A 12,341-nucleotide genomic window follows, 5' to 3' on the forward strand; every position below is an offset into this window, starting at 1 on the left:
TCGTCTTCTTGAGGAGACAGTTGGCGACGGTCCTACGATCCGTCCAATACGAAAGCAGTGAGGGTACGATACATCTCACCTATCGCAATGCCATATCGAGAAAATTCTGCGCGGCCGCGCCGAGCGGTCCATCGCGACGACAGAGGAGGAGCGTGAAGTCCGATCCCGCCATCTCCATGGGCTTGTAGACGATCTCGTCAGCGCGGAAGCCCATCATGCTGGCGGGCACGACCGAGACGCCGATCTCGACGGCGACCAAGGCGAGAACGCCATGCATTTGGTGCGCCTCCTGCACGACCTCGGGCACGAAACCCGCCGCACTACAGAGCTGGATGACCTGGTGATGAAAGCCCCGGCCTTCCGCCGCCGGCCACATTACGAACGGCTCGTCGGCGAGATCCGAGAGTGCGACCTCGCCCTTCGCGGCCAGCGGATGCGCCGCAGGGAGGGCGATGGCGAACCGGTCTTCGTCGAACTCGTTCATCCGCAGCCCGGTGTCGTCCGGCAGCGGCGGCAAGAGCACGGCCAGGTCACTCACGCCTTCACGCAACGCCGTCACCTGTGCGGCGGTCGTCGCTTCCCTCAATTCAACCCGAACGGCGGGAAAGCTACGGCGGAAGGCGCGCACCGTCTCTGCCAATCGACCATACATGGCGCTCCCGACATAGGTCAGGCGGAGCGTGCCTGTGCGCCCGGCAGCAGCATCCTGGGCCGCGACGACCGCAAAGTCCGCCTGCTCGACGGTCAGGCGCGCATGTTCAAGCAGGGCCTTGCCGGCCGGTGTCAATCGGATCACGCGATTGCCGCGTTCAAGAAGTTCCGCACCGATCTCCTCCTCCAGCCGTCGGACGGTGGCGGTGAGCGGTGGTTGGGACATGTTGAGGCGTTCAGCGGCACGGCGGAAATGAAGTTCCTCCGCGACGGCTATGAACTGACGGAGCTGTCTCAGGTCAATCATCGATCACCAACACTGACTGCCTTTGTCGATTGCGCAATACCCTGTCTTCTCCCGCCATTGCACTACTACGCCTTCGACTCTGTTGATCCACGCCCGATAGCGGTCTTCTTGATCGACCCCGTAAGCAATTGCGGGGCCGCCAATGACCGTCCAACCTCTCAGAACAGAAGCGATCAAGCGCGGCTCCCGCATGCTCCGGACCGCGCTCGGGCCGCATGTCGGCGCCTGGCTCGACGACCCTGCCGTCGTCGAGATTATGCTGAACCCGGACGGCCGTCTCTGGCTCGATCGGCTTCAGGAAGGCCTCGCGGATACCGGCGAGCGACTGGCGCCTGCCGACGGCGAGCGGATCGTCCGCCTCGTCGCCCACCATGTCGGCGCCGAGGTGCATGCGGGCAATCCGCGCGTCTCCGCCGAACTGCCCGAGACGGGGGAGCGGTTCGAGGGCCTTTTGCCGCCGGTCGTCGCCGGACCTGCCTTCGCGATCCGCAAGCCGGCCGTCGCGGTGTTCACCCTCGACGATTACGTCGCCGCCGGGATCATGTCGGACGCCGAAGCGGACGCGCTGCGCGTCGCCGTCGCCGAACGTCGCAACATCCTCGTCGCGGGCGGCACGTCCACAGGCAAGACGACTCTGACCAACGCGCTGCTCGCCGAGGTCGCCAAATCCTCCGACCGCGTCGTCCTCATCGAGGACACACGCGAACTGCAATGCCTGACGCCCAATCTGGTGGCGTTGCGCACCAAGGACGGGGTTGCGACGCTCTCCGATCTCGTGCGCTCGTCGCTTCGTCTGCGCCCGGATCGCATCCCCATCGGCGAGGTGCGCGGGTCCGAGGCGCTCGATCTCCTGAAAGCCTGGGGCACCGGCCATCCGGGCGGCGTCGGGACGATCCATGCGGGCTCCGCCGTCGGCGCGCTGCGCCGTCTCGAACAGCTCATCCAGGAGGCCGTCGTCACCGTCCCGCGCGCGCTGATCGCCGAGACCATCGATCTCGTCGCCGTGCTCGCCGGCCGCGGCGCTGAACGACGCCTCGCCGAACTCGCCCGCGTCACCGGCCTCGACCCCCAAGGCGACTACGCCCTCAGCCACACAAAAGGAGACCCTCAGTGACCAGAACATCAATCCTCTATCCGCGCTGGCCCTATTACCTGACAGCGCTCGTGCTCGGCTTCCTGATCGCCGATCCCGCCTATGCGGCCGGCTCCGGCATGCCCTGGGAGGAGCCGCTGCAGGCGATCCTCGAATCGATCGAAGGGCCGGTCGCCAAGATCGTCGCCGTAATCATCATTATCATCACCGGGCTGACGCTCGCCTTCGGCGATTCCAGTGGCGGGTTTCGCCGGCTGGTGCAGATCGTGTTCGGCATCTCGATCGCGTTTGCCGCGTCGTCCTTCTTCCTGACCTTCTTCGACTTCGGCGGCGGGGCGCTGGTCTGATGGAGGGCGGCGCCGACATCCCCGGCTTCACCGCGCCGGTCCACCGAGCGCTGATCGAGCCGATCCTGCTCGGCGGCGCGCCTCGGGCGATCGCCATCGCCAACGGCACGCTGGCGGCCGCCGTCGGCCTGGGGCTCCGGCTCTGGATCGTCGGCCTGCTGCTCTGGCTGGTCGGGCATCTCCTGGCCGTCTGGGCGGCCAAGCGTGACCCGGACATCGTCGACGTCACGCGCCGGCATCTGCGCTTCCCGACCTGGTTCGAGGCGTGAGCCGATGATGCGTCTCGCCGAATATCGCTCCAAAGCTTCGAAGCTCGCCGACTTCCTCCCCTGGGCGGCGCTGATCGCTGAGGGCGTCGTCCTCAACAAGGACGGCAGTCTTCAGCGCACGGCGCAATTTCGGGGACCCGATCTCGACTCCGCGACACCGGCCGAGCTGGTCGCCACGGCCGGCCGGCTCAACAGCGCCTTCCGCCGGCTCGGATCGGGATGGGCGGTGTTCGTCGAAGCACAACGCGTGCCCGCACGCGACTATCCACTCTCGGAATTTCCCGATCCTGTTTCGGCTCTCGTCGACGCCGAACGTCGCGCGCAATTCGAAGAAGCCGGTTCGCATTTCGAGAGCGCATATTTCCTGACGCTGGTCTGGATGCCGCCGGCCGACGATACGAGCCGCGCAGAGCGCTGGCTCTATGAGGGCGCGGAAAACGGCGGCGCCGATCCGCGCGAGCACCTGACCAGCTTCATCGGCCGCACAGATAGCTTGCTCGGGCTGCTCGACGGTTTCATGCCGGCGGCGGCGTGGCTCTCCGACGAAGAGACGCTGACCTATCTGCATTCGACGATCTCGACGCACCGCCAGCGCGTGCGCGTCCCCGAGACGCCGATGTATCTCGACGCGCTGCTCGCCGATTGCGGTCTCGTCGGCGGTCTGGCGCCGCGATTGGGCGAGACGCATCTCAAGACGCTGACGATCGTCGGCTTTCCGACCGCGACATGGCCGGGCCTGCTCGACGAGCTCAATGGTCAGGCTTTCGAGTATCGCTGGGCGACCCGCGCCATCTGCCTCGACAAGACCGACGCGGCCAAGCTCTTCACCCGCATCCGCCGGCAATGGTTCGCCAAGCGAAAGGGCATCGCCGCGATCCTCAAGGAGGTGATGACCAACGAAGCCTCGACGCTCATGGACTCCGACGCCGCCAACAAGGCGGTCGATGCGGACGAAGCGTTGCAGGAACTCGGGTCGGACATCGTCGGCGCCGCTTACGTCACCGCCACCGCGACCGTGTGGGATGAGGACGAACGCCGCGCCGAAGCCAAACTGAAAGCCGTCGAGAAGATCGTCCAGGGTCGCGACTTCACCTGCATGGCGGAAACCCTCAACGCGGTCGAAGCCTGGCTCGGATCGCTGCCGGGCCATCTCTACGCCAATGTGCGCCAGCCGCCGATCTCCACCCTGAACCTCGCCCACATGATCCCGCTCTCGGCGGTCTGGGCCGGGCCGGCGCACAACGACCATCTCGATGGACCGCCGCTGTTCTTCGCCGATACGGAGGGCGCCACGCCGTTCCGCTTCTCCACCCATGTTGGCGATGTCGGCCATACGCTGATCGTCGGACCTACGGGCACGGGCAAGAGCGTCCTCCTGGCCCTCATGGCGTTGCAGTTCCGGCGGTATCCGGGCGCCCAAGTCTTCGCTTTCGATTTTGGGGGGTCGATCCGCTGCGCGACGCTCGCCATGGGCGGCGACTTCGAAGATCTCGCGGGCGCGCTCTCCGAGGCCGAGGATGCGGTCTCGCTGCAGCCGCTCGCCCGAATCGACGACGCGGCCGAACGGAGCTGGGCGCAGGACTGGCTCGCCGGTCTGCTTGGGCGCGAAGGGGTGACGATTGATCCGGGTGCCAAGGATCACCTCTGGTCGGCTTTGACCTCGCTCGCTTCCGCGCCAGTCGAGGAACGCACGCTGACGGGTTTGTCCGTCCTTTTGCAATCGCAGGACCTCAAACGCGCGCTGCAACCCTATTGCATCGGCGGGCCGTTCGGCCGGTTGCTCGACGCCGAGCATGAGGCGTTGGGCGCCGCCGATGTGCAGGCGTTCGAGACCGAAGGGCTGATTGGCACGGCTGCGGCCCCGGCTGTTCTCGCCTATCTCTTCCACTGCATTGAGGGCCGTCTCGACGGACGGCCGAGCCTGATCATCGTCGATGAAGGCTGGCTCGCCCTCGACGACGCCACCTTCGGCGGCCAGCTCAAGGAATGGCTGAAGACGCTGCGCAAGAAGAACGCCAGCGTCGTCTTCGCCACCCAGTCGCTGTCCGACGTGGACGGATCGAATATCGCCCCGGCGATCATCGAAAGCTGTCCCACCCGAGTGTTCCTGCCGAACGAACGCGCCTTCGAGCCGCAGATCGCGGCGATCTATAGGCGCTTCGGGCTCAACGACCGGCAGATCGAGATCCTCGCCCGCGCGACGCCGAAGCGCGACTACTACGCCCAATCCCGGCGCGGCAACCGGCTGTTCGAACTCGGCCTCGGCGAAGTCGCGCTCGCCTTCACGGCCGCGTCTTCCAAGACCGATCACAACGCCATCACCGAAGTGCTCACCGAGCATGGGTCAGGCGGCTTCGCCGCCGCCTGGCTCCAGCGTCGCGGCCTCGACTGGGCCGCCGAGCTTCTGGCCTCGAGTGAATACGCCGAAACAACCTCCGCCGAACCTGCCACCCAAGAGAAGGAGACCCGACCATGACCTCTCAACGCCTGCGCGGCGCGCTGCTTGCCGCCGCCGCCTTCACCCTGCCGATCGCCGGCGTATCGACGCTCTCGGCGCCGCCGGCCTACGCCATCCCTGTCTTCGACTCCGCCAACTACGCGCAGAACATCCTCCAGGCCGCCCGCGCGCTCGAACAGATCAACAATCAGATCACGCAGCTTCAGAACGAGGCGCAGATGCTGATCAACCAGGCGCGCAACCTGGCGAGCCTGCCCCATTCGTCGCTCGCTGAGCTGCAGGCCTCCGTTCAGCGCACGCAGCAACTTCTTGGAGAGGCGCAGCGCATCGCGCACGATGTCGCCGACATCGAGCGCGCCTTCTCTGAACGCTACGGCGATGCGGCCGCGGCCGGCGATCATGATGCGATGGTCCAGGGCGCCCGGGAGCGCTGGGCCGACACCGTCGCTTCGTTCGAGGACGCGCTGCGCGTTCAGGCCGGCGTCGTCGGCAATATCGAGGACGCCCGCGCCGAGATGCAGGCGCTCGTCGCCGAGAGCCAGGGCGCGACCGGCGCGCTGCAGGCCGCCCAGGCCGGCAATCAGCTTCTCGCCCTGCAATCAACGCAGATCGCCGACCTCACCGCCGCCATCGCCGCGCAGAACCGCGCCCAGGCGCTCGAAGCCGCGCGGCGCGCATCGGCCGAGGCCCAAGCGCGCGAGAATCTCAGCCAGTTCCTCGACTACGGTACGGGCTACGAGCCCACGACCGTCCGGATGTTCGGGGGCTGAGGGTGCGCGCCGGCCCCGACACGATCCTGCGGCTGATCGCCATCGGCATGGGCGGGATCGCGGCGCTCATGGCCGCGATCGAACTCACCGACAGCGCGACGCCGCCATCCGGTCGGGCGCCGGCGACGCTCGAAGGCGATCCGCTGCGCGCGGAACTCATGCGCTGCCGCGCGATCAAGCCGGAAGACCTCGCAACCGACACCGTCTGTCAGGCGGCTTGGGCCGAGAACCGCCGCCCCTTCTTCACGCCGACGCGCGAGGCCGGCGACGGCAGGGACGAGGAGTAGGAAAATGGAGGGCGTGGGCGTCATTGATCGTTTTCTGGATGTCTTCACGTCCTACATCGACTCAGGCTTCGGGCTTCTGGGCGGTGACGTCGCGTTTCTGGCGACGACGCTGATCGTCATCGACGTGACGCTGGCGGCGCTGTTCTGGGCGTGGGGCGCGGACGACGACATCATCGCGCGGCTCGTCAAGAAGACGCTCTTCGTCGGCATCTTCGCCTTCATCATCGGCAACTGGAACGTCCTGGCGCGCATCGTCTTCGAGAGCTTCGCCGGTCTCGGCCTGATCGCGTCCGGCGGCGGATTGTCCTCAGGCGAATTGCTCCAGCCCGGCCGAATCGCCCAAGTGGGTCTCGACGCCGGACGGCCGCTGCTCGAAGCCATCGGCGAACTGATGGGCTTCGTCTCCTTCTTCGAGAACTTCATCCAGATCGCGATCCTCATGTTCGCCTGGGTGATCGTCCTGCTCTCCTTCTTCATCCTGGCGATCCAGCTCTTCGTCACCCTGATCGAATTCAAACTGGCGACGCTCGCCGGATTCGTGCTCGTGCCCTTCGGCCTGTTCGGCAAGACCGCCTTCATGGCCGAGCGGGTGCTTGGTCTGGTCATCTCCTCGGGCGTGAAGGTCCTGGTGCTCGCGGTCATCGTGGGGATCGGCTCGACCATCTTCGGCGAGTTCACCGCCGGCTTCAGCGGCGAGCCGACCATCGAGGACGCCATGGCCGTCGTGCTCGCCGCGCTTTCGCTGCTCGCGCTCGGGATCTTCGGCCCCGGTATCGCCAACGGCATCGTCTCCGGCGGGCCGCAGCTCGGCGCCGGCGCCGCGGTGGGCACGGGTCTCGCGGCGGGCGGTCTCGCTGTTGGCGGCGCCATGGCGGGCGGCATGGCCGCCGGAGCGGTTGGAGCAGGCGCGCGTGGGGCGGCTGCTGTCGCCGGCGGCGCTTCGACCGCTTACCGCCTCGGCAGTTCTGGCGCTGGCGGCGGCGCATCCGGGGTCGCCGCTGGTCTCGCAAACGTCGGCAGGGCCGGGATGAGCGCAGTCGTCAGCCCGCTGAAGCGGGCCATGTCCGACAGTTATCAGGCCGGATCGCGGGCCGCCTTCGCCGCGACCGGCGGCAAGTTCTCGAACACGCCGGAGATGCCAGCGTCCGCCCCAGGGACGTCAAATGACGGCCCGCCCGCGTGGGCGCGGCGTCTCAAGCGCCAGCAAGCCATGCACCACGGCGTCGCCACGGCCGCCCATGTCGTTCGCTCGGGCGACCATGGCGGCGCGGGCACGTCGGTCAGTCTCTCGGAGAAACCATGAGCCTCTTCAAACGCCCCAGCGTCCGCTACGCCACGAGGCCCGAGCCGGTCACGCCCTATCAGAAGGCCGCGCAAGCCTGGGACGAGCGGATCGGCTCGGCGCGGGTTCAAGCGCGCAACTGGCGGCTCATGGCCTTCTGCTGCCTCGCGCTCTCGGGTGGACTCGCCGTCGCGCTGGTATGGCAATCGACGCAAGGGACCATCGTCCCTTATGTCGTCGAGGTCGACGAGCTGGGACAGGCCCAAGCCGTGGCGCCCGCAACCGCTGACTACCGGCCAACCGATCCGCAGATCGCCTTCCACCTGGCCCGCTTCATCGAGAACGTCCGGCAGGTCCCGGCCGATCCGATCGTGCTGCGGCAGAACTGGCTGCGCGCCTACGACTTCACCACCGATCGCGGCGCCCTGGCGCTTAACGACTACGCCCGCGTCAACGATCCCTTCGCGCGCGTCGGCCAGACGCAGATCTCCGTCGAGGTCTCCAGCGTCATCCGCGCCTCCGACAACAGTTTTCGCGTCGCCTGGATCGAGCGCCGCTATGAGAACGGCCAGCTCGCCGTCACCGAGCGCTGGACGGCGATCCTCACCATCGCGATCCAGCCGCCGCGCGACGCAGAGCGCCTGCGCAGCAATCCGCTCGGCATTTTCGTTCACGCCATCAACTGGTCACGGGAGAGCGCCCAATGAGAAACACGAACCTACGCTCGGCGGCGCTTCCGGCGATCCTGCTTGCAGCAACGGTGCTGTCCGGATGTTCCACGTTCCGGCCGCCCCAGATCGAGTATGACGAACCGCCCATCGAGGCGACGCTTCTGCCCGAACCCGCCCGCCCGGTCGAAGTGGTCGAGCGGCCGGTCCCTCTGCCGCTGCCCGGACAGCTCATGTCGGTCGAGGACGGCGGACCGCTCGCCGAAGCCGGCGAGCCGCCCGAGCGGATCGAAGAGGCCAATGCCGCAGCCCGCATAGAACCTGTGCGCGACGGTTTCATCAACGCTGTGCAGCTCTATCCCTACAGCGCCGGGGCGCTCTATCAGGTCTACTCATCCCCCGGACAGGTTACTGACATCGCCCTCCAGCCCGGCGAAAGCCTCGTCGGCAACGGTCCGATCGCGGCCGGCGACACGGCCCGCTGGATCATCGGCGACACGATCAGCGGCGCCGGCGACACGCAGCGCACGCACATCCTCGTCAAGCCGACCCGGCCAGACATTGTCACGAATCTCGTCATCAATACCGACCGCCGGACCTATCATCTGGAGCTTCGCGCGCATCCGAGCGCCTATATGGCGTCGGTGTCCTGGCGCTACCCGGAAGACGAGTTGATCGCACTGCGTCGCGGCAACGCCGACGCCGAGGCGGCGCTGCCTATCGGTCGCGACGTCGCCCTCGATAGTCTCCGGTTCCGCTACCGGATCGAAGGCGACCGGCCGCCCTGGCGCCCGCGCCGCGCCTTCGACGACGGAAGGCAGGTCTTCATCGAGTTCCCGCGCGGCGTCGGTCAGGGCGAGATGCCGCCGCTCTTCATCATCGGACCGGAAGGCGAAGGCCAGCTCGTCAATTACCGCATCCGCCGCAACTACATCATCGTCGACCGTCTGTTCGCCGCCGCCGAACTGCGTCTCGGCGATCGTCAGCAGGTGGTGCGCATCGTCCGCACCGACGGCGTGCGGCGCGCGCCGCACCGCCATGACGGAGCGGACTCATGAGCGAGTCTGGCGACGGCCGGGACGAGAAGGAGATCCGGCCTGGCCCGCGTCCCGAAACGGACATCGCGGCCGAGCTGCGCCTGCGGCCGGATCCGCCGCGCGTCATACGTCTGTCCCGCAAAACGCTCGGCGTCCTCGCCGCCGTCGGCGGCCTGAGCCTCGGTGCGATCCTGATCGTCGCTCTGCAGGACCCGAAGCGCGGCGACGGACCGGCGGAGCTCTTCAACACCGAACGCGTTCCGACCGCCGATGAGCTGCTGTCGCTGCCGGAGGATTACAGCCAGGTCCCGCAGCTTGGCCCGCCGCTGCCCGGAGAGCTCGGGCGGCCGGTGCTGGCGGCGCGCGAGCGCGGCGAGCCGGTTCCGGTCGCGCCGGTCGCCCCTGGTCCCGCCATGGACCCGGAAGAGCAGATGCGCTTGCAGGAGCAGGAGGCGGCGCGCCTCAGCCGGCTGTTCCATGACGCCAGCACCGCCGAAAGCGACGGCCTGCTGGACGCCGCAACGCCGACCGGCCCGCAGATCGATCCGCAGACAGTGTTTCCAAAGGTTGCGCAGTCTGGTCCGGAGCCCGACGCCGTCGAACAGCGACAAGCGTTTCTCACCCAGCCCGTCGACAGGCGCACGATCAGCGGCGAGCGTCTCACCGATCCGGTCAGCCCTTACGTGCTCCAGGCCGGCTCCGTGATCCCGGCCGCGCTTGTCACCGGCCTGCGCTCCGATCTGCCCGGCCAGATCACCGCCCAGGTCACACAACATATCTATGACAGCCCGACCGGGCGCTTCCTGCTGGTCCCGCAAGGCGCGCGGCTCATCGGCGAATATGACAGCCGGGTCGCCTTCGGCCAGCGTCGCGTGCTCCTGGTCTGGACCCGGATGATCCTGCCCAACGGACGCTCCATCGTCTTGGAACGCCAGCCCGGCGCCGATGAAGCCGGTTACGCCGGGCTCGAGGACGGCGTCGACTATCACTGGGGCCAGCTCCTGCGCGCCGCCGGGCTCGCGACCATCCTCAATATCGGTCTGGAGCTCGGCCAAGACGATGACAACGAAATCGCCGAGGCGATCCGCGACGGCGCCCAAGACACGGTCGGCCGCGCCGGCGACGAGATCGTCCGCCGTCAGCTCACCGTACCCCCGACCCTGACCATCCGCCCCGGTTTCCCGGTCCGGGTCATGGTCACCCGCGACCTGATCCTCGAACCCTATGAAAGCTGATCGATGACGAAACTGAAACTTGGACCCATTCCCGACGACAAGCCGGTCAAGATCACATTGGACCTGCCGGCCGGCGTTCACCGCGATCTTGTCGCCTATGGGGAAGCGCTCGCCCGCGAGACTGGCCAGACCCACGAACCCGCCAAGCTGATCGCGCCCATGCTGGCGCGCTTCATGGCGACGGATCGGGCCTTTGCGAAGCTGCGGAAGGAGAAGCGTTCCGTTTCGCGTGGACCCGCGCCAGGCTCACAAAGCGCCTGAGCGCCGGGTTGTCGTTGTCGGGGCGCCAAGCCAATGAGAACGGCACTCGTTCATCTTCGTCGCCGATTGGAACGAATTTCACGTTCGGATAGCGGACGCCCCGCCAGTGATCAGCGACCAGACTGACCCCGAGCCCGAGACCAACAAGGTTCATGATACCCTCGCGGCCAAGCCTGTGACGGGTCACATGGAGCCGTCGTCCCAGCCGCGCTAATCGGCGAATTAGGTAGTCGTGAATCTCCGGGCCCGGCTCGGTCGCGCTGACAAGGAAATGCGCCTCCCTGACTTCGTCCCAAGCCAGGCGGCTTCGCTCCGCAAGCAGGCCTTCGTCATGCAGAGCGATGTAGATTGGTTCTTCGATCAGCAAGGCGCTGTCACCGTGGACTTCTGGAAACTCGCCAGACGCAATTACAACGTCCAATTGCCGGTGGCTGAGTAATGTCAACAGCTCGCCTCGCTCGGATTCGACAAATCCGATATTCACCCCTGGATGATTGGCTGCGTACTCGGCGACAACGTCCCGAAGCGCTCCCCGCGACAGAGATGCGATCATGCCTACATTGAGCGTGCCATCTCCGCCCATCCCTGCAGCATGGGCGGTGTCGACTGCATGATGCAAATCGTTGAAAACCGAACGCGCACGCGCTGCGAAAGACGACCCGGCCCGGGTCAGGCGAGCGCCCGTGGGACGTCGTTCGAACAGCGATACTCCGAGCGCATTCTCAAGTTTTTGCACTCGGCGGGAGACTGCCGATTGACCGAGATTGAGATGGAGCGCTGATTGACGGAAACTTCCGATCTCGGCGACTGCAAGCAAGACCTTGAGATCCTGGAACTCCAAGCGCTCCACGGTGATATTCTGCTCAGTGTGCCGTTTTCTCGACATTTGCGATTCTCTCAGCGTCCGAGGAACCACAAGATCGCGCTCAACACCACACTGATCACGAGCGAAGTCACGATAGGTATGTAGACGCGCATGGTCTCGCGCTCGATGACGATATCTCCAGGCAGGCGGCCGAGTCCGAGCTTCGACAGCCACGGCCACAACAGCCCGGCAACGACGAGCACAACGCCCAGGGTTACGAGAACGCGGCCGATCTCCATTGCACTGTATCCATCATCAAACGGTTTGCTTGTGATCGTCGATGCGAGTGGCGACGTCCTCGCGTTCCTTGCGATCCTGATCGCGCACCAGCCAGTAGACGATGCCCAGCGCCAGGCTGCCGGCGGCGAGCGCGAGAAGCTTGCTCGGATCGATCTCGCCGAGGTCAAGGACAATGACCTTGCGCACGATCGCGAGCAGGCCGATGAGGATCACTGCGCGCACTTGCACGATGCCAAACTGGCGCTCGCCGACCACCAGGATCGAGCGCTTGAACTCGAGCGCGATGATGACGGTCAGGATCATGCCGAACACCGACTGGAAGACCCGGTGGTCCGTCGGATCGAACGAGCCGGCCAGAATCAGACCGCCGATCACGCTCGTCAAAAGGTTCCACACCGCCGCGATGACCACCACGGCGATCAGCGCGGTCAGCACATAAACGACCGCCTGCTCGAACTTTTCGTAGATCGGCAGCGCCCACCACCCGGCGAGGGCTGACCGCTCGGCCAGATCCCTACGTTCTGTCTCTTCCATGTCCGTCGCCATTCAAGAAACCCTCCGCCCGCCGCCC

Annotated in this window: 15 protein-coding genes; 11 read left to right on the top strand and 4 right to left on the bottom strand. The window is 66.5% G+C overall.

Annotated features, from left to right (window positions below; genetic code table 11):
- Positions 1 to 79: 79 nt before the first annotated feature.
- Positions 80 to 958, bottom strand: a complete 879-nt coding sequence (locus RBB34_RS10375) for a LysR family transcriptional regulator (RefSeq protein ID WP_306119146.1) — start codon at positions 956 to 958, stop codon at positions 80 to 82.
- 142 nt (positions 959 to 1,100) lie between these two features.
- On the opposite strand from RBB34_RS10375, the gene trbB reads away from it, so the two are divergent.
- The 11 genes from trbB to RBB34_RS10430 are packed head-to-tail and all read left to right on the top strand — an operon-like array spanning position 1,101 to position 10,665.
- On the top strand, positions 1,101 to 2,072 hold the full coding sequence (gene trbB, locus RBB34_RS10380; protein WP_306119147.1) for a P-type conjugative transfer ATPase TrbB: 972 nt from the start codon (positions 1,101 to 1,103) through the stop codon (positions 2,070 to 2,072).
- Between the two features lie 38 nt (positions 2,073 to 2,110).
- Positions 2,111 to 2,398, top strand: coding sequence for a TrbC/VirB2 family protein (locus RBB34_RS10385; protein ID WP_306119161.1), 288 nt, complete (start codon positions 2,111 to 2,113; stop codon positions 2,396 to 2,398).
- The gene (locus RBB34_RS10390; protein WP_306119148.1) at positions 2,398 to 2,667 is read left to right on the top strand and encodes a VirB3 family type IV secretion system protein; all 270 of its coding nucleotides are present in this window, start codon (positions 2,398 to 2,400) and stop codon (positions 2,665 to 2,667) included. Before RBB34_RS10385 ends, RBB34_RS10390 begins: the two co-directional genes overlap by 1 nt.
- 4 nt (positions 2,668 to 2,671) lie before the next feature.
- Complete coding sequence (gene trbE, locus RBB34_RS10395; RefSeq protein WP_306119149.1) at positions 2,672 to 5,143, top strand: conjugal transfer protein TrbE; 2,472 nt, start codon at positions 2,672 to 2,674, stop codon at positions 5,141 to 5,143.
- A complete protein-coding gene (trbJ, locus tag RBB34_RS10400; RefSeq protein WP_306119150.1) occupies positions 5,140 to 5,895 on the top strand; it encodes a P-type conjugative transfer protein TrbJ in 756 nt (251 codons plus the stop codon). Before trbE ends, trbJ begins: the two co-directional genes overlap by 4 nt.
- A gap of 2 nt (positions 5,896 to 5,897) precedes the next feature.
- Positions 5,898 to 6,182 carry a putative entry exclusion protein TrbK-alt gene (gene trbK-alt, locus RBB34_RS10405; RefSeq protein ID WP_306119151.1) on the top strand — a complete coding sequence of 95 codons (285 nt, stop codon included), beginning with the start codon at positions 5,898 to 5,900 and terminating at the stop codon, positions 6,180 to 6,182.
- A 4-nt stretch (positions 6,183 to 6,186) separates the two neighbouring features.
- Entirely contained in the window at positions 6,187 to 7,485 is a 1,299-nt protein-coding gene (gene trbL, locus RBB34_RS10410; protein ID WP_306119152.1) for a P-type conjugative transfer protein TrbL, read from the top strand.
- Positions 7,482 to 8,171, top strand: a complete 690-nt coding sequence (gene trbF / locus RBB34_RS10415) for a conjugal transfer protein TrbF (protein WP_306119153.1) — start codon at positions 7,482 to 7,484, stop codon at positions 8,169 to 8,171. The genes trbL and trbF overlap by 4 nt, the downstream gene beginning before the upstream one ends.
- Positions 8,168 to 9,190, top strand: a complete 1,023-nt coding sequence (gene trbG, locus RBB34_RS10420; protein ID WP_306119154.1) for a P-type conjugative transfer protein TrbG — start codon at positions 8,168 to 8,170, stop codon at positions 9,188 to 9,190. The genes trbF and trbG overlap by 4 nt, the downstream gene beginning before the upstream one ends.
- Complete coding sequence (locus RBB34_RS10425) at positions 9,187 to 10,404, top strand: TrbI/VirB10 family protein (protein ID WP_306119155.1); 1,218 nt, start codon at positions 9,187 to 9,189, stop codon at positions 10,402 to 10,404. Before trbG ends, RBB34_RS10425 begins: the two co-directional genes overlap by 4 nt.
- A 3-nt stretch (positions 10,405 to 10,407) precedes the next feature.
- Entirely contained in the window at positions 10,408 to 10,665 is a 258-nt protein-coding gene (locus RBB34_RS10430) for a DUF2274 domain-containing protein (RefSeq protein WP_306119156.1), read from the top strand.
- Here the strand turns inward: RBB34_RS10430 and RBB34_RS10435 are convergent.
- From RBB34_RS10435 to RBB34_RS10445, 3 genes are read right to left on the bottom strand one after another with little or no spacing between them, the layout of a single operon-like run.
- A complete protein-coding gene (locus RBB34_RS10435; protein WP_306119157.1) occupies positions 10,577 to 11,551 on the bottom strand; it encodes a LysR family transcriptional regulator in 975 nt (324 codons plus the stop codon). The two genes, RBB34_RS10430 and RBB34_RS10435, sit on opposite strands and share 89 nt — an antisense overlap.
- Before the next feature lie 11 nt (positions 11,552 to 11,562).
- Positions 11,563 to 11,769: a DUF2905 domain-containing protein gene (locus RBB34_RS10440; RefSeq protein ID WP_346432535.1), complete on the bottom strand. Its 207-nt coding sequence runs from the start codon at positions 11,767 to 11,769 to the stop codon at positions 11,563 to 11,565.
- Positions 11,770 to 11,785: 16 nt separating this feature from the next.
- A complete protein-coding gene (locus RBB34_RS10445; RefSeq protein WP_306119163.1) occupies positions 11,786 to 12,304 on the bottom strand; it encodes a phosphate-starvation-inducible PsiE family protein in 519 nt (172 codons plus the stop codon).
- Positions 12,305 to 12,341: the final 37 nt, after the last annotated feature.

This window comes from Roseitalea sp. MMSF_3546, from assembly GCF_030732865.1.
GTDB lineage: Bacteria > Pseudomonadota > Alphaproteobacteria > Rhizobiales > Rhizobiaceae > Roseitalea.